At 52.8% G+C, this 16,157-nt stretch carries 15 protein-coding genes; 6 read left to right on the top strand and 9 right to left on the bottom strand.

Annotated features, from left to right (window positions below; genetic code table 11):
* Positions 1 to 277 precede the first annotated feature (277 nt).
* The 4 genes from J2I46_RS10350 to J2I46_RS10365 form a co-directional block, all read right to left on the bottom strand.
* Positions 278 to 1,255, bottom strand: coding sequence for a porin family protein (locus tag J2I46_RS10350; protein ID WP_207328922.1), 978 nt, complete (start codon positions 1,253 to 1,255; stop codon positions 278 to 280).
* A 248-nt stretch (positions 1,256 to 1,503) separates the two neighbouring features.
* Positions 1,504 to 1,764 carry a hypothetical protein gene (locus J2I46_RS10355; RefSeq protein ID WP_207328923.1) on the bottom strand — a complete coding sequence of 87 codons (261 nt, stop codon included), beginning with the start codon at positions 1,762 to 1,764 and terminating at the stop codon, positions 1,504 to 1,506.
* A 41-nt stretch (positions 1,765 to 1,805) separates the two neighbouring features.
* On the bottom strand, positions 1,806 to 2,570 hold the full coding sequence (locus tag J2I46_RS10360; RefSeq protein ID WP_207328924.1) for a hypothetical protein: 765 nt from the start codon (positions 2,568 to 2,570) through the stop codon (positions 1,806 to 1,808).
* A 73-nt stretch (positions 2,571 to 2,643) separates the two neighbouring features.
* Complete coding sequence (locus J2I46_RS10365; protein WP_207328925.1) at positions 2,644 to 3,288, bottom strand: Crp/Fnr family transcriptional regulator; 645 nt, start codon at positions 3,286 to 3,288, stop codon at positions 2,644 to 2,646.
* A 121-nt stretch (positions 3,289 to 3,409) separates the two neighbouring features.
* Here J2I46_RS10365 and J2I46_RS10370 point away from each other — a divergent pair, with 121 nt between their 5' ends.
* Positions 3,410 to 4,252 carry a helix-turn-helix domain-containing protein gene (locus J2I46_RS10370; RefSeq protein ID WP_207328926.1) on the top strand — a complete coding sequence of 281 codons (843 nt, stop codon included), beginning with the start codon at positions 3,410 to 3,412 and terminating at the stop codon, positions 4,250 to 4,252.
* 41 nt (positions 4,253 to 4,293) lie between these two features.
* Here the strand turns inward: J2I46_RS10370 and J2I46_RS10375 are convergent, their stop codons facing one another.
* Entirely contained in the window at positions 4,294 to 4,935 is a 642-nt protein-coding gene (locus J2I46_RS10375) for a hypothetical protein (protein WP_207328927.1), read from the bottom strand.
* A gap of 318 nt (positions 4,936 to 5,253) precedes the next feature.
* Between J2I46_RS10375 and J2I46_RS10380 the strand changes: the two genes are divergently transcribed.
* Positions 5,254 to 6,381, top strand: coding sequence for a hypothetical protein (locus J2I46_RS10380; protein WP_207328928.1), 1,128 nt, complete (start codon positions 5,254 to 5,256; stop codon positions 6,379 to 6,381).
* A gap of 65 nt (positions 6,382 to 6,446) precedes the next feature.
* On the opposite strand, the gene J2I46_RS10385 is transcribed toward J2I46_RS10380, so the two are convergent.
* The 3 genes from J2I46_RS10385 to J2I46_RS10395 all read right to left on the bottom strand — a co-directional run bounded on the left by J2I46_RS10385 (position 6,447) and on the right by J2I46_RS10395 (position 10,881).
* Positions 6,447 to 8,363 carry a M56 family metallopeptidase gene (locus J2I46_RS10385; RefSeq protein WP_207328929.1) on the bottom strand — a complete coding sequence of 639 codons (1,917 nt, stop codon included), beginning with the start codon at positions 8,361 to 8,363 and terminating at the stop codon, positions 6,447 to 6,449.
* Between the two features lie 32 nt (positions 8,364 to 8,395).
* Positions 8,396 to 8,785 carry a BlaI/MecI/CopY family transcriptional regulator gene (locus J2I46_RS10390; protein ID WP_207328930.1) on the bottom strand — a complete coding sequence of 130 codons (390 nt, stop codon included), beginning with the start codon at positions 8,783 to 8,785 and terminating at the stop codon, positions 8,396 to 8,398.
* Positions 8,786 to 8,955: 170 nt separating this feature from the next.
* Positions 8,956 to 10,881, bottom strand: a complete 1,926-nt coding sequence (locus J2I46_RS10395) for a pseudouridine synthase (protein ID WP_207328931.1) — start codon at positions 10,879 to 10,881, stop codon at positions 8,956 to 8,958.
* A 147-nt stretch (positions 10,882 to 11,028) separates the two neighbouring features.
* Between J2I46_RS10395 and J2I46_RS10400 the strand changes: the two genes are divergently transcribed.
* The 4 genes from J2I46_RS10400 to J2I46_RS10415 all read left to right on the top strand — a co-directional run bounded on the left by J2I46_RS10400 (position 11,029) and on the right by J2I46_RS10415 (position 15,546).
* Positions 11,029 to 11,181: a hypothetical protein gene (locus tag J2I46_RS10400; protein WP_207328932.1), complete on the top strand. Its 153-nt coding sequence runs from the start codon at positions 11,029 to 11,031 to the stop codon at positions 11,179 to 11,181.
* A 215-nt stretch (positions 11,182 to 11,396) separates the two neighbouring features.
* Entirely contained in the window at positions 11,397 to 12,539 is a 1,143-nt protein-coding gene (locus tag J2I46_RS10405; RefSeq protein WP_207328933.1) for a hypothetical protein, read from the top strand.
* Positions 12,540 to 12,733: 194 nt separating this feature from the next.
* Entirely contained in the window at positions 12,734 to 14,131 is a 1,398-nt protein-coding gene (locus tag J2I46_RS10410) for a DUF418 domain-containing protein (RefSeq protein WP_207328934.1), read from the top strand.
* Positions 14,132 to 14,145: 14 nt separating this feature from the next.
* Positions 14,146 to 15,546 carry a DUF418 domain-containing protein gene (locus J2I46_RS10415; RefSeq protein ID WP_229379677.1) on the top strand — a complete coding sequence of 467 codons (1,401 nt, stop codon included), beginning with the start codon at positions 14,146 to 14,148 and terminating at the stop codon, positions 15,544 to 15,546.
* 22 nt (positions 15,547 to 15,568) lie between these two features.
* Here the strand turns inward: J2I46_RS10415 and J2I46_RS10420 are convergent, their stop codons facing one another.
* A complete protein-coding gene (locus J2I46_RS10420) occupies positions 15,569 to 16,141 on the bottom strand; it encodes a pentapeptide repeat-containing protein (protein ID WP_207328935.1) in 573 nt (190 codons plus the stop codon).
* Between the last annotated feature and the right edge of the window lie 16 nt (positions 16,142 to 16,157).

Genomic DNA, 16,157 nt, shown 5'->3' on the forward strand with positions numbered 1-16,157 from the left:
TTTACTCGTTAACGAATCAGGTAGTTACGTCGTTTTTTCGTCGTAATGGCAATTACCCCGTTTCGAGCGCCTTTACTGCCATAGCGAATAAAGGCTTCTTTGCCTTTATAAAGCTCGATCGATTCAATGGCCTCTGGTTTTATAGTTCGTAGACTGTCATAGGAGTAGGTTAATAGTTATTGTCAGTGTGATAGAGGCTGGGGTTGAAGCGGTACTGCGCATTGACAGCCAACATAGCCGGCAACAGACGTACCTGGCTGTGTTGGCTGTCAATGGCTTATTTCGTTGAAAGGAAATAGCCGATACCGACCCCAAACGTGGTATTTTTAAGGGTAGATAGCTGGCTCGCATCAGGATTGATGTCGGCCAGTCCCAGGTTGTAGAAAGCGTTCAGGGTCAGGCCTGCGGGTAAGTCATACCATCCGGCGAAGCGTAGCCCAAAATCGAGGGGGGTAATGTCGTCTGCTGCTGTACTGCCTATTTTCGCGTCGGTGGTGCCAAATTTTCCGCTCATGGCCGAGGCCACATAGCCCCCGCCGCCCAGTAGTAAGGCGCCACTCGATGTTGGAACCCGGAAAAGGAGGTCGACTGGTACTTCGATGTAGGCAATGGTAATATCGGCATTATTGGCGCCTTTGCTGAGATTACAGCCTTTGCTTGAGTATAGCACTTGCGGACGTAACTGAATGCCTGAACTGACAGGTATCGTGGCAAGTACCCCACCCTGAAAGCCAACAATTCCTTTGGCCGAATAGCCGGTCAACCCACTGCCACTCAATGAGAGCGATGCGCTTTGTATGCCGGCTTTAAACCCGAATCGGATGCCCTGCGGTATAGCCGCAGGCTGGGTCATCGGGCGCGGTTGATACCCGGTTTCCTGAACAGATTGGGGCACAGGCTGTGGGGGAGGGGCCGGTTGAGCTACTGGCAAAAATCGCTCGATCTCATCCGTATTGCCGTATTTGATAAAACTGAAATCAGCTTTTTGCGCGCGAAATGAAGGGCCTGTTGGGTTGTTTGCCCGTTTATAAACAATTTCTTTATCCGTTATTTCTGTAACGAGCACTTCCAGTTGGGTCCCATCTCGCCGAACCAGCATATCTGCCTTCGAAGTTGATACGGGTGGTGCAACGGTGGCGTCGGCAGGTTTGGTAAGAACCGGAGTGGCTTGGCGCGGGCGGGTTTGGGCCTGAGCATTGGTTGGCCTGGTGAAGAGCAGGCCGGTCAGCAGAACCGCGTATAGTGATTTTTGCATGGGAACGGAGCGTTTGATAGTCATTGAAATTGGTGGTAATTAGTTTCTGGTGAATACCTCAATAAAATCATCTGCCCTGACCGACCTGGTTTTGAATTCGGCTGTCCGTGAGTAGGTTAGGGTTAGTTCATTCCCTGACACGGCACCATCGGGTAGAAAAAAAATGATTTCGCCGGTCGAGTTATCGCTGAAGGTGTAGTAGCTGCGGCTGGGAATGTCGGCACTGGCTCCGGTAAATCCGGCGGCGTTCAGAATGACGTCGAATCCTTCTGGGCCAGCCCCGAAACGGACAGGTACGTATCCTTCGCCGACGATTTTTTGATTGTAATCTGATTCGCACTACCAGCCGTTGGTGCTTTGCCATTGGTGCTCTTCTTGGTCCACGACCCCACGGAATTGTCGCGCCGGTCAGGGTCGGAACTGGCGGTTTTGCAGGATGTAGCCAGTAAGGCGAACGTAGCTATGGTAAGCAGCAGCGTGTGGTATGAGCTGGTAAACAGGGGTTTCATATTGTGTTAAACGGGCTGAACAGAGGGCGTTTATCGAGTAGTCAAGGACATTGATATACAGGATTTGAGGTAGATGATTTGTCGGATGTGCCGTTCACATAGGTAGTTGTGGTGGTATTGTTAATGGAGTAACTATTACTGTCGAGCACATACGTGTAGGTACGTTTCGCGGGCGATGTACCACTGGGCGTAGCTGCGTAGCTGTATTGAACGGAAGCGTACCTGAGCCGATTGGGCTTCCCGTAATTCAGCCCGCCGGTAAACGGCACGAATGAGTCGGTGGTGTAGCTGAATGCTTGCCCGCGCCCCTGACTATCGCTGGTCTGATCAAGGTTGCCGTCTTTATAGAAGTAGCTCTGTGAGTAGGCTGGCCCCGTAGGCTTGCCGGTCTTGTCGTAGATTGTATACTCTTCGCGCAACAGATAACCGTCGGCGTCGTAGGTGTAAGTGTAGCGGACATTAGTTGTGCTCCCGATAAACGATTCCTGCATCACCCGCTTTCGGGCATCGAGGGTATACTCGCTGGTCGAGGTGTAACCGCTTGACGTGGAGTAGGCTTCGGTGATCAGTAACCCATCGGCGCTGTAGCTGTAGCGGGTGTCGAAGGTGCCGGGGCAGACGTAGCGCGTTCGCCGCCCCTGGCTATCGTATTCATACTGATACGACTGGGTAGCCCCCGATGGTGCGGTTGCCTGGTACGACAGTATCCGGCAACTAACCGGCGTTGGATCAACCGTTTTTTGGGCGCAGCCCGTGAGCAGGCCAACGAGCAGCAGGAGGCCGGTCAGGTAGAGAATGTATTTCATCGTGTATTGTGAACAGGTTTTAAATGGTAGCGTAAACGTAGGGCCGTCTGCTGCGATAGGGGTGTGAGCTTTCTCACACCTGATCTTTCTTTTCATTTTTCGATTGCCAGCGCCATGCAGGTTCTACCAGCCGCTGCAGATGCTCGCGCGAGAGCCCCAGGTACGTTGCGATGTATTTGAGCGGAATGCGCCCTTGCAGCTGCGGATGGGTGACTTTGAACCACGCCCATTTCTCGGGGGCGGTGTGGCGGCGCAGGCAGTAGGCCCGGTTTTCGGCCAGCAGAAAATAGCGCTCTGTCAGTACCCGGCCAATGATGTTGAAGGTTGGGTACGTATGGTACAGGGTCTGAAGGGTGGCGTAGGGCAGCGATACCAGCACGCTTTCTTCCAGTGTCTGAATTACTTCCAGGCTGGGCTGCTGCCGGAAGAAGCTGATCGGAGCCATGAGCAGATCGCCCGCCTGCGAAAAGCGTGTGGTACTTTCCACCTCTCTGATCTGCTCGTCAATAGCCTTGTTGATGCCGTGTACCGCATATACACGGGCCAGGCCGCTGACCACGAAATAAGCCACGGAGGCTACCTGCTCGGGTCGTAGCAGAATGGTGCGGGGAGGAACGTCTATCAGTTCACTGGTAGCCGCGCGCAGGTCGGCTTCCAGTGGAGGCGACAGGGGATAAATGCGGTTTAAGGTATTGATCAGTTCATTTTGAGCGTGCATGGTCACTTACCATTACGTTGGTAGTATTTATATTTGAGCAGTAAGTTTTAGATCCGATTTATTCGTGCGCATCACGGTTACCGTGATGTCTATCCGCCCAGGCATTACTACGTACCGATCTATGAGCACTGCTCTTTATGCCGCTGACCCTCGCGCCGCGATGGATGAATTCAGGCAGATTACAGCCAGTCTTTTTCCGACCAGTTCCGCTGCTCCACAGTTGGTTGTTCCCAGACAAAAGCAGCTAGACGAGCTTAATTCGCTGAATCGAACGATCAGTCACGAACGGTTTTTCTGCGTCTTCAACTTGCTGGAGGCTAAACTCGAACACGTAACCGGATTTGGCCAATGGCTTGGGTATATCGATGAGCAATTTCAGATACGCGATTATTTCCGCATTATTCACAAAACCTCATTGTCTAGCCTGAGCCTCATGGCGAAAACTGCGCTCCTGGTTACACAGGCCGAAAATTTTCAACTTGAATTCTGCCGAAACCGACTTATCGTGTTAATTGGATTACAGCACCGGAATGGCACCTATCTGCTTTGTAAGCGCACGCTATCGCCCTGGCAATATGATACGCATCGCCGGGTTACTGCCTGGCTGAATGAATACAGTATAGTAAAAGAGTATGATAATGAGCCGCTTACGCCCAGGGTACTGGCTAGTAACGGCATTCGGGTTGAAGCGCTGGAGAAAGCATTGCGAACCGGAATTTACACGACACTTGAACGGCTACCTGCCAACCAACGCCCCTTTACCCTGACAGAGTTACGGATAGCCCGATTTGTTGCTTATCAGGCCAATAGTTCGAGTAATGATCTGGCGTCAGAATTCGATATCACACTGAACACGGTAGAAAGCCATTCCCGGAATCTGCGTGCAAAGGCTGCCCAATTGTTTGGTCAACCATTTTCATTGCGCGAAGCCGCTGCCTTTATGCGCCAACAGGGCATTGTCTGAACCGACAGACCACCTGCTGCCGGTTCAGACGAATGCTTGTTCTAGTGACTCTGATCTAACTGAAGCCTGATTGGCCGCAACTGCTTCAGCCAGTCTTCAACAAGGCATTTCATCAACAAAGGAATTACCTCGTAACGGTAGGCAAAATAAACATTGGCGTTGCGGGTTTCGAAAGTGCCGTCTTCGCGGGTGAATACAACCTGTTTGTCAAACAGGCGATGACGAAGTACTCGCTGCTGCTGGGCTATTACTTTAGGAACGGTTGAGCCGCCAATAATGACCTGTTTACCTGTCAGTAAAGCATCTATCAGTGCTAGCGCATAGAGGCCGGTACGGTGCCGGGAAGACAGACTGGAACCGAAGACAATGCCTGTTAGCTCGCAGCATTGGGTCAGACTGAAACCGAATGCCGTTAGTAGCTGCCGACGTTCTGAGGGCGTCAGAATTGCCAGGCCAACGTACCTGAACGGGACACGGCCACTATTGATACAGTAGCCGGCCCGCAGTTCAATTCGGCCATCGGGAGCGGTGCGTGTCAGTAAGCGAACACGGCAGTGGAGCACGTAGCGCCAGGGCAGTTGCGTATGGCCGCGGTTTTCGTAAAGGGCTTTATAGGCTTGCAGAAGTTGAATTCGGGTGGCTACTGGGAGCAGTAGCTTTGAGAAGAAGATGACGAAAAACATAGAATGTGCCTGTGAAAAAATGTGAGCAAGAGAGTACCTAGGCGGGCAGTAGAACCGACCCGTGTAAAGGCATACACACCGTTTCAGGAAGCGTAAGCCAACCCCTTCCTGTGGGTTGGCTCCTGGCCGTAGTCAAACTAATCTTGGCTTGTTTTTACTCCGGCTAGATTACAGGAAATTATTTTGATATTGGCGCTGCGTAAAAATAATATTCGTCAAAAAGTAAGAATGGCAGAATAGTATATTGTATTGGGCGCTCGAATCAGAGCATTCTATTCGTTTTCTACGGTCTTCTAGGCACACATACAACCAAAACGTATGATTTATTTACGCTATTTCAGAGAGATTTGGGTTGCCACTTTAGACAAGTACGCTACCGACGTCCACGGTGCAGAAAGCTGGTCGCACCTCATCGACAACGGTCGTTTAACAGCTTCTCCGCTGCTGGGGAATTCGGCAACACCTTACGTAATAAATGGTCGGGACACGCTACCTGCAGCTATTGCCCATAGGCTTGCTATTGAGATGCCTGCGAACGTTACAGGCATTCGCACCTATTACAATTATCATCAGTCGGTAACCAGGGAAGAGCCCACCGTTAGCTGCTCCGATGAAATGCTCGATAAATTGACGCGATACCTGGGCTACGAGCACTTTAACGACTACCTGACCAGGAAAAAATACAGCCGCGATGCTGTCATTGTATCCTCGGGTAAAAAGCCGGAGCCCATACGTCAGCGGCCAACTAAAAACCGATACAGGCCCGTTTTGCTGGTGTGGGCCGTGCTTGTGGGGCTATGTTGTTTTCTGAGCTGGGGCTGGTATTCCGAAGCCAGTAAACCGGCTCTGCTTAAAGTTGGGCTACCCTACGAGGAAGCCGAAATGAGTAAGCTATTGGGCGTATATGCGTCGTATAACCGGGGCAATGTTCCCAGAACCAGAGCCAACAGCCTGCGCTCCTGCGATAGCGCCGATCGCTACCATCGGATGGTTTGGGAATTGTATGTGTCGCCAGACAGCCAACTGGTGATTCGCCGGAAAGGGCGGGGCCGCGATTCAGATACGAGTTTGGTTCGTTTCGAAGGGGTGGTCACGCATATCAACCGGGGAGCAGGCCGGATAGATTTTCTGCTAAAAGAAACCAATGACAGCAATCATGGCAATGCCCGCCATTTTGTGTGTGTCAACCACGACTACAAATACATGAACTGCGTCTGTACATCCTATACATACACCACGGGGGATGTGCCGCTAGCTGTCAGGGAACTACTGGTAAAACTTCCCCAAACAGCCGATTATCAACAGGAAGATGCTTCCGATTGCTTTCCGGGCAAAAAAGCGGAGCCAATTGCGCAGCCGCATCTGGCTGGGCTGGATATTTGGTTTACGGCTGATCCTGCTGCCATTGTACCCCAGCCATTCAGCCCGCCTGATACAAAAAAATAGAGCACATGGTGTGAATGCCATGTGCTCCTGTTCTATCTGCTTACGTTTTTAAACGTACCTGGCGGCTACCGGTCTTTCTTTTTCTCGATTTCGCTGCCTTTATTCGTTGTGATACGAACAACGCCATTTTTGGCTTTCAAACCATAGAATGAGGTGGCTGATTCACTTTTGAGTACGTCCACAGATTGTATCGTGTTTGGGTCGATCGCATCCATCGCTTCCTGGGATATTTCTTCACCATCCAGCAGAAAGAGCGGAGGGTTAATTTTACTGTTAAACTGTGTTCGTATAACCGGGACTTCTTTGCCGTTGCCCTGGTAGTAAAATTTAGGATTGTTTTTTACAACGGTATCCATCTGAAGAAGGAGGGAGCTGGGTACGTTCATTCCCACTTTTTTGTCGCCCAGCGAAAAGTTGATCGGCAGATTGTACTGGACAGCTACAGGGTGACCGTTTTGTTTGCCAGGATCCCATTTTGGCATGATTGCAACCACACGCACCGCTTCTTCATCGCACCCTTTACCCAGTCCTTTGAGAATATTGATTCGGTCGATCGAACCGTCGGTATTGACGACGAAATTGACAAACACCTTGCCCTGAACACGTTGCTTACGTGCCTCTTCCGGATAACGAATGTTGCTACTGATAAACTCAGACAGGGCTTTTGCGCCACCCGGAAAGGTCGGAGGACTTTCTACTACGGTAAAAACCTCGCCTGATTTGGCGGGGGCTGTGGGTACCGTAAGTGAGGTTGGCGGCGCCGTCATCGGCATAGACGAACCATCTACAGCCTGCGGTTTTAATTTGAAGGAAAGTACTATGTTTCCTCCTTGCGCGGGTACAACCATAGATTGTGAGGCGAACCCAACAAAGCTGGCCACTAGCTCAGTACCAGCAGGTACGTCTATTGAAAAGGTGCCCCTGGAGTCAGTAGTAGTGCCCTTATGTCCATTCCGTACAACGATGGTTGCTCCGGGTAATGGACGATGATCGTCGGACGTGCTCCGCTGTTCTGAGACGATCCCCTGCACGTGAGTTAATTGGCTCGTAGAATCGGTGAAACGTACCTGCTTTACCAACGTATCGGGTTCAGGTACGTTAGTCATAGCCAGCAGGGTGGCGGCTAGGGGTAGCACCAGCGCGTATTTCCAGAGCGCGCGGCGGCGGGTGTGTTGTTGGTATAACATCTGAATCCGTTGTTTAAGGGTTGGCGAATCGGGCCGGTTGGGGCCGAACGAGTGTGCCAGACTATCAGCCGGGAGGTGGAAAGCGTAGCTGACCAGAAAGCGGGCGTAGGTGTCGCGGTCAGTTGTTGTTTGTTTGGTAGCGTCGCGGTCGGCCAGGTATTCATGTACCTGCCGAATTGCCTGCCTGTAGCCAAACAGGGCCGGATTAGGCCAGCAGAGCGCCTGTACCACTTCCAGCAAGAGCACATCGAGGCTGTGTTTCTGTCGAATATGCACCAGTTCGTGCTGCCGAACGGCGTCGGTCTGGGCGTCTTCGGGATTCAATATCAGGTATCGGAAAAACGAAAAGGTGGGGGTTTGTGCGGTATCGGGTAGTACCAGCGTGTGATCGCCCATTGAGTGCGAAGGCCATTGACGAATGAACCGAAGCAGCGAAACCGTGCGCCAGGCCGTTCGGACCAGTAACCCCACCGCCACAAGTGCAAAGGCCAAGCCAGCCAGCACGGGCCAATCGGGCAGGAGGGGGGCTTCGGTTTCGGTTGTCAGGCCAGCAACGCTGATCGTATCTATGGTAACGGCTGTGTATACAGGTACGTTGGTTTCTTCCCACGGCCAGGGAAACGACAGGCCCGGAATATGCACCAGCGGTAACAGAAATGCCAACGCCAATGAGCCCATCAGGTACGTTCGGTTCAGGGTCAGAAACGTATGCCGACGGAGCAGCAGGGCGTAACACCCGTAGAAAAGAATCAGAAACAGGTTGGCTTTCAGCCAGTGATCGACAAGCGGTGTCATGGCATTGAGAGGTTTAGGATTGGCTGGGTACGTTACTTGCTCGGTTTATCGCCCTGCTTGTTCAATAACTGAATGATCTCGTCGGCTTCATTCAGGCTCACGTTGCGTTCTTTCACGAAAAACGACACCAGCTTTTGCAGCGACCCGTCGAAATAGTTGGTCATCAGTTGCTCGGTCTGGAAACGGCGATAGGCATCTTCCGAAATGAGCGGATAGTACTCGTGCGTTTTTCCGTAGGCCGTGTAGCCCACCACGCCCTTTTTTTCCAGAATACGAATGATGGTCGACACAGTGTTATACGCAGGTTTTTCGCCCGTCGAATCCAGCGGAAGCAGTTCGGCCAGTATGTCTTTGACAAAAGCTTTCTCCAGTCGCCATAACACGCGCATCACGTCTTCCTCAGCGTTGGTTAATTCTCTCATAATGGTGGCCCTGAACGGGTGTGTAGGTAAGCTGATCCAAACGTAAGACTATTGACTTAGTTTAACAACTATTATTTTAGTTATATTGTTCAAAAAGAAAGTCCCCTGCTTTCTGGTACTTCGCTATGGAGCAGTGCAACAGAAAACAGAGGACTGAAAACAGAGGTTTTTTAGATCAAATACTTCAGCTTCACCACTTCTTTAGGCTCCAGGAAGCGCCACTTACCGCGTGGTAACTCCTTCTTGGTTAAGCCCGCAAAAACGGTACGGTCGAGCTTCGTTACTTCATAACCCAGCGATTCGAACATGCGACGAACGATGCGGTTACGGCCTGAGTGAATTTCTACACCAATCACCTGAGCATCAGGCGTAATAATGGCGAGGTCGTCTGGCTTGATATGTCCGTCTTCCAGGTCCATCCCGTTACGAATGGCTTCGAAATGCTCATCCGTTATTGGCTTATCGAGCTCAACCTGATACACCTTCTTTACGTTGTTCGACGGGTGGGTTAGTTTACCGGCCAGTTCTCCGTCGTTGGTCAGCAGCAGCAGACCCGTGGTATTGCGGTCGAGGCGACCAACCGGGTAGAGGCGGAACGGACCTGCATCGGCTACCAGGTCGAGCACGGTGCTGCGATCTTCGGGATCTTCGGTCGTCGTGATGATGTCGCGGGGCTTGTTGAGCAACACGTACACCAGTTTTTCGGCGTTCAGTACCTTGTTGCCATATTTCACAACGTCGTTAGGCTTCACGCGATACCCCATCTCGGTTACCACATTGCCATTTACCTGCACATCACCTTTGGCAATGAGTTCATCGGCCTCACGGCGCGAACAGACACCAGCATTGGCGATGTAGCGGTTCAGCCGAATTGAGTTCGGATCAGATTCGCGCTCACGGTCCAGGTTCTTGGCTACTTTCCGCGAACGTGGCAGGTTTTCCCGCATCGCACTCAGGTTGTAATTCGGCGCTTTCTCGTACCGGCCAGTCCGGCGTTCAAATGGTTTCTCGTCGCCGTTGTCGGTATCCTTGCTGTATGGCTTTCGGCTTCCGGTTGTCCGTGGCCGGGCCGGACCGTTCGGGTCGCGGGCGGGGCGGTCATCGCGATTGAAGGGCTTGCGTTCCGGGCGATCACCTGACTCGTCACCTTCGGGGCGACGTTCGAAGCGTGGACGCTCGTCGCGATTGTCATCACGGTCACGAGTGAATGGCTTGCGCTCGAAAGGACGATTGTCAGATCCTTCGGTCCGGTCACGGCGATCAAAACGGGCACTGTCGCCTTCACGTGGTCCGGCTGGGCGATCGTCGCGGTTAAATGGCTTGCGTTCCGGGCGATCATTGAATGAAGGCCGATCCCTATCCCGATTGAATGGCTTACGTTCCGGACGGTCGCCGTCGCGGTTGAATGGCCTGCGTGGTTCGTCCGATCCGGTGTTCTTCCGATCACCATACGCTGGCCGATCGCCGCCATCGCGGTTAAATGGCTTGCGGTCTCCGTAGGCTGGGCGGTCACCACCATCACGGTTAAACGGCTTGCGTTCGGGCCGGTTTGATCCACCTTCCCGACGGTCTCCGCCAGAGAATGGCTTGCGATCGCCATAGGCTGGCCGGTCTGAACCACCCTCCCTGTTGAACGGCTTTTTATCTCCATAAGCTGGGCGATCGCCACCTTCGCGACGGTCTCCGCCAGAGAACGGCTTACGATCGCCATAGGCTGGCCGGTCTGAACCACCCTCCCGGCTGAATGGCTTGCGGTCGCCATAGGCTGGCCGGTCCGAACCGCCTTCCCGCCGGCCCCCGCCAGAGAACGGTTTCCGGTCGCCATAGGCCGGGCGGTCGCCTCCTTCGCGGCGGTCGCCACCATTAAAAGGTTTCCGGTCGCCATAGGCCGGGCGATCTGACCCACCCTCGCGGCGGTCTCCGCCAGAAAATGGCTTCCGGTCGCCGTATGCCGGGCGGTCTGACCCACCTGAACGGGCTCCGCCAAATGATGGGCGGCTACCCCCTTTATTAAATCCACCACGGGCGTCATCCCGACGGCCTTCCGGACGACCTTTACCATCCCGGCGGTCGTTACTATCTTTATCTCGTTTCATTGAAAAATGCAGTACTTGTCAACTGCCTGTTTGTGCTTAACCTCGCTGACCATCAGCACGTAGATAGGTGCAGGTCTTTTTGCGGGGACGCAAAGATACGCGTTTTTGTCCAATACAACAGTATCAAATGCGTGTCCGATATAGGGTATGAGGTCTCCATCTTTTTATACCGCCAATTTACGCCCCGCCACCACGATTCGGGTTTTGTCGGCGCTTCTGCCCAACCCACTAACCGACCTGCTTCCGTTTGGTGTATTGGGCAGTGCCAGGCGGGTTCAGTGGGGCATCGATTCGGTTTGACCAGTGTAACAGTTGTCGGGTATTTATGTCCGTTAACTACGATAACGAGCATTTTGGCTGCCCTAAAGCCTTTCCGTTTTGTAGTTCCGCAAACATGCTTATTTTCGGGCTCTGGCAGGCGTGGTGCCCTGATCGTCAGCCACTACCAACGCGAAGGAATAGGGGCCGGTTGCTTGCCGCCAACAACGAATACGTGTACCGACTCGTCTTTTTTCATGCTTTCTTCACCGACTTATACCCGCACCACCTGGTTGTTTAAATGCTGTGAATGCGCCCTGGCCGCCATTGCCGTGCTCAATATTCTGATGATGGGGCTCGAACTGCTTCCACGGTCGGTCATCGTGCAGTACGGGTCATATCTCGAGTATTTGCTGCTGGGCGTTGTGGGTGTAGCCGTGCTGGGCAGCCTGGTGTATAGCTGGTTCTGGCACCGGGGCGAGCAGGCAGGTAACAGTGAGAGCGGTATTCGTCACGCCTGGATGCAGGGTATTATCCGGTACTGGCTGGCGCTCTCGATTGCCACCTACGGGTTCGCCAAAATCCTGAAGACGCAATTTCAATCACCCGATTTCCGCCTCGATACGCCGCTGGGAGAGGTCAACGGCTTTGGGTTAACCTGGTATTATTTCGGCTATTCCTACACGCTGGCTGTCATCATTGGCCTGATCCAGGTGGGCGGCTCGGTGTTGTTGCTTTACCGCCGAACCACCCTGCTGGGTGTCATCCTGCTGTTGCCGGTAATGATCAACATTGTCCTGATCAACCTGTTTTATCAGATTGCCCCCGGTGCCTTTTTCAATTCGGTCATGTTTACCCTGGGGCTGATTTTTTTATTGCTGCTCGACGTACCTAAACTCAAAGCCGCCTTCTGGGACTTGGTTGATCATTTACCGCCAGTCACGCTGGGCCGAAACTGGGTAAAACATGCGCTTCGGGTGTTGCCGATTGCCCTGGCATTCGCCTTTATTGCGCAATTTGTTTTCACCGACAAAAGCGATACGCTGCTCAAAGGCACCTGGCGCGTTGACCAGCTTATCCGTAATGGCAAGATGCTGCCTGCAACGGCCTGGCTAGCCGATACAACGGCTTGGAATCGGGTGTATTTCGCTGGTATGCAGGGATGCGCATTCAGCCCCAATCCGTACCGGTACAAGGCAACTGAAAGCATGCGGGGCACCTACGAGTTCGATAGTTTGAACAATGGATTGACGATCGTTAAATACGTACCTATGGGGTCAGATGCCACTCCTGACGATACGCTCCGGCTCAGTATTAGAGAACGAACAAAAAAAACGATGCGGCTATCGGGCATTATCGATGGCGATACGGTCCAGATGAAGCTGGCCCGCCTGCGGTAGGAGCCAGGTGAGCCAGTGAAAAGCGCTTACCCCCGCCTGAATTCGCCACACGCCGACCAGGCGAACAACTGGTACACGGCAAAAGAAGTTGAGCAGCCTGCCGATTACTCATTATGCTTCTTTAATGGTTCTGTAAATGATTGTTTTTCTTGGCTTTATGATAGATTTACGATCTCTCCCTAACGCCGCTACTCATGGAAAATCAGTCTACGTATCCGGTAGAAACAGACACAAATACAGCAACGCTAACTGCGCCTGGACAGACGGATGATCAGCCAGCGGTGGCTCGCCAGGTTACTCCGCTCAACGTGATGTGGGGTGTGGGAATTCTGGGACTGTTACTGGTCACGATTCGCTCAAGTGGCCTTACCCAGGCGCAGGTGATGCAACTATGGCGCGGGCCACATGGCGGTACCTATCAACTGCTGAAATGGACCCATCTGCTGCTGGATAACGCCATGGCACCGCTGGTTGCCCTCCTGTTCGGAGCGGGCATTCTCCCGTTTCTGTCAAGACCAAGAACCACGGCCGGTTTCTCCGTTCCCGAGCGTTATATACGGGCCAATCTTTGGCTACTCGTCTTTGGCATCGTCAACGCGTTTATTCTGCTGTCGCCCGTTGATGTATTGTTTCACTACGGTATTGTAGGCGTTCTTCTGTTCCCGCTCCACCGGTTATCGGCGCGGGGGTTTGTGATCGCTGCCGTTATGGCCGGGTTATTCTATAGCGGAAAAGGCTACTGGAACTACACCGAGCAGCGCGAGAAATACACCAAATACCAAAAGGTGGTGGCGCTGGAAAAGAAGAATAAAAACGTAAAGCTTACCGATGATCAGAAAGGCGAAAAATCGGCCTGGGAGGGCATAGTAAAGGGCGTGGCCTATGATCAAGAGAAAGATAAAAAGGCTATTGCCACCACCCGCTCCGCCGCCTACAGCGATGTATGGACGTTTCTGGTGCCGCGTTTCCAGTTCGAGCAGGCGTGGCAGTTCTACCAGCGCAAAATCTGGGAGATCGCTTCACTGATGTTGCTGGGTATGGCCCTGTTTCGGTGGGGCGTTTTTTCGAATCGGCTCTCAACCGGTCAGTATGCCATGATGGCGATAGCGGGACTGGCCGTTAGTCAGACGGTGGCGTGGCTTTCGCTGCCTTCCTACGAGGCGGCCATGGTTGACTACTCGAAACTGATCAGTTCAGGTACGTTGCCCCTATCTGATCTACTGACGCCCGTTGAGCGAGCGGCGGCAGCCATTGGGCTGGTGGGGCTGCTGATGGCGATCTGCCAGACCGGCCGGGCTGGCATGCTGAGCCGGGCGCTGGGGGCCGTTGGCCAGATGCCACTGACCAACTTCCTGTTGCAGGCGGCCCTGCTCACCTTCTTTTTCTACGGCTACGGCATGAGCTATTTCGGGAGCCTGCGCCTGCATTACCTCTATGTGTTGGTTGCTGAGATCTGGCTGTTGCAACTGGTTGCCAGCACGCTCTGGGTACGTCGCTTCGAGACTGGCCCGGCTGAATGGCTCTGGCAATCGCTGACATTGGCCCAAAAACAGCCACTGCGCCCGGTTTCACCTACACCTGTTCTATCCTAAATCGACCGTTCAGCATGAACACTTTGCTACCAACGTACCCAGCCGATGATACAGCCATCGATTTAACAGTTGTACCGGCTACCGAAACGAATCATGCTCCCCGCCCGGTGGAGGCAGTTGAACGCATTCAAACCGTCGATCTGGTGCGGGGAATGGCCTTATTGGGCATTCTAATGATGAACATTCCTCTGTTTGGCTATCTGGAATCGGGTATGGCGGCGGTGGTAAAAGACCCCGGCAGCCGCGATTATTTCGCCTTTGCGGCTGTGGGCACGGCGTTTGAAGGAACAATGCGGGCTCTTTTTTCGATGCTCTTCGGCGCAGGCATGGTGCTGTTTGCGACAAACAAGCCGGAATCGATCGACGGGCCGTCGGTAGCTGAATACTATTACCGTCGACTGGTCTTATTGGTATTGTTCGGTATGCTCGACGCCTACATTCTCCACTGGCGGGGCGATATCCTGTTTATGTACGGCCTGATGGGGATGTTGCTTTATCCGTTCAGGAAGCTCAAGGCTAACTGGTTGTTGGGTGTCGCGTTTGCCTGTCTGCTGATTGGGTTATATAAAAATGAGGGGTGGCAAAGCAACATGCGCGAAGCCCGAGCCGGCTATCTGCAGGCTGTGAAGTTGGAGAAGTCGGGTAAAAAACCATCTGAAAAGCAACTGGAGCAGAAGGCGAACTGGGAACGAATCGAAGGCCGCACGAAGCCCGATCCGAAGGCCGATGCCAAAGCACTGAAAGAAATGCGCGGCAACTACGCATCGGTTTTCAGGCATATACTACCCGAGAATGCGGGTAGCGAGGTCTGGTACGTGTATCATGGCGCCTGGGATATGCTGGTGATGATGTTCCTGGGAATGGCTTTGCTTCAACTCGGTTTTTTCAGCAACAAACTGTCGTCTAATACCTACAAGACAATCGTGTTGATCGGATACGGAATCGGCTTACCCATTAGCTGGTTTTATGTACAGCACACGGCCCAGATGTACCTGAACCCCGGCCTGGCGGTCGATACGTACCGGATATCGCCCAACGCGCTCTATGATCTGCGTCGTGGCCTACTGGCGCTGGGGCACGCCAGCCTGCTCATGCTGGTGTACCGGTCGCAACTGGTGCCATGGCTTATGCGTGCGCTGACGGCGGTGGGGCAAATGGCGTTTACTAATTATCTGACACACAGTATTGTATGTGCTCTGTTTTTCAACGGTTACGGGCTTGGCTACTACGGTAAACTGGCGTACTACCAGCTCTATTATGTTGTGTTCACCGTCTGGGTTTTCCAGCTGATTATCTCGCCCATCTGGCTCCGCTATTTCCGATTTGGCCCCTTCGAATGGCTCTGGCGCAGCCTGACCTACTGGACTCCGCAACCCATGCGCCGGGCGGTAAAGCAGGAAATGGCAGTAGCGTAGGTACGTTGCCTCAGCAACGTACCTACTCAATATCAATATCGTACTTTGCCAATAATCCGGCAATGCCCGACAGCGAAAATTTTGCCTTGCCTATGCGGTTCAATTCCGGGTCGAGCGAGTAATTGTAGGCAGTTCTGAAGTCAGCTTTTTCCAGGATGGTATTCTCAAAGGCGGCGCGGCGAAGATCACTCTCGTCGAAATCGGAGCCGGTGAGATCGGCCCCCATAAAGTCTACTTCATGCAGGATCGACTTTTTGAACGTCGTATTCTTGATTTTCTGCTTGTAGAATGATGACCTGCTGAGCACGCACGTATCGAAGCTGACGGCAAACAGAAAATCGTTGCAATGCTCGAAGTGCAGCCCTTCGGCGTTGCAATTCCTGAACCGCACATCCCGAAATGCGGTTTTCATCAGCTTCACGCCAGCCAACTGACAATCAATGAATTCGCAATCGTAGAAAACGCAGTTCGATAGGTCAGATTTGGTGAAATCGCAGCTCGTAAAACGGCAAAGTTCGTATTCGCCGGTCGGCAGCTTGCTCTTTGTATAATTGATGTTGTTGAATTGTTCGTTTATGGAAAATACGTCGGCCATTGGTCTGAGGTAAAAG

Origin of the sequence: Fibrella forsythiae (assembly GCF_017353175.1) — a bacterium.
Classification (GTDB): domain Bacteria; phylum Bacteroidota; class Bacteroidia; order Cytophagales; family Spirosomataceae; genus Fibrella; species Fibrella forsythiae.

Coding starts and splice junctions, on each gene's coding strand:
- J2I46_RS10380 (WP_207328928.1), top strand. CDS start 5,254: ATGATTTATTTACGCTATTTCAGAGAGATTTGGGTTGCCACTTTAGAC.
- J2I46_RS10355 (WP_207328923.1), bottom strand. CDS start 1,764: ATGAAACCCCTGTTTACCAGCTCATACCACACGCTGCTGCTTACCATA.
- J2I46_RS10420 (WP_207328935.1), bottom strand. CDS start 16,141: ATGGCCGACGTATTTTCCATAAACGAACAATTCAACAACATCAATTAT.
- J2I46_RS10395 (WP_207328931.1), bottom strand. CDS start 10,881: ATGAAACGAGATAAAGATAGTAACGACCGCCGGGATGGTAAAGGTCGT.
- J2I46_RS10350 (WP_207328922.1), bottom strand. CDS start 1,255: ATGCAAAAATCACTATACGCGGTTCTGCTGACCGGCCTGCTCTTCACC.
- J2I46_RS10410 (WP_207328934.1), top strand. CDS start 12,734: ATGGAAAATCAGTCTACGTATCCGGTAGAAACAGACACAAATACAGCA.
- J2I46_RS10365 (WP_207328925.1), bottom strand. CDS start 3,288: ATGCACGCTCAAAATGAACTGATCAATACCTTAAACCGCATTTATCCC.
- J2I46_RS10370 (WP_207328926.1), top strand. CDS start 3,410: ATGAGCACTGCTCTTTATGCCGCTGACCCTCGCGCCGCGATGGATGAA.
- J2I46_RS10400 (WP_207328932.1), top strand. CDS start 11,029: ATGAGGTCTCCATCTTTTTATACCGCCAATTTACGCCCCGCCACCACG.
- J2I46_RS10385 (WP_207328929.1), bottom strand. CDS start 8,363: ATGACACCGCTTGTCGATCACTGGCTGAAAGCCAACCTGTTTCTGATT.
- J2I46_RS10415 (WP_229379677.1), top strand. CDS start 14,146: ATGAACACTTTGCTACCAACGTACCCAGCCGATGATACAGCCATCGAT.
- J2I46_RS10360 (WP_207328924.1), bottom strand. CDS start 2,570: ATGAAATACATTCTCTACCTGACCGGCCTCCTGCTGCTCGTTGGCCTG.
- J2I46_RS10405 (WP_207328933.1), top strand. CDS start 11,397: ATGCTTTCTTCACCGACTTATACCCGCACCACCTGGTTGTTTAAATGC.
- J2I46_RS10375 (WP_207328927.1), bottom strand. CDS start 4,935: ATGTTTTTCGTCATCTTCTTCTCAAAGCTACTGCTCCCAGTAGCCACC.
- J2I46_RS10390 (WP_207328930.1), bottom strand. CDS start 8,785: ATGAGAGAATTAACCAACGCTGAGGAAGACGTGATGCGCGTGTTATGG.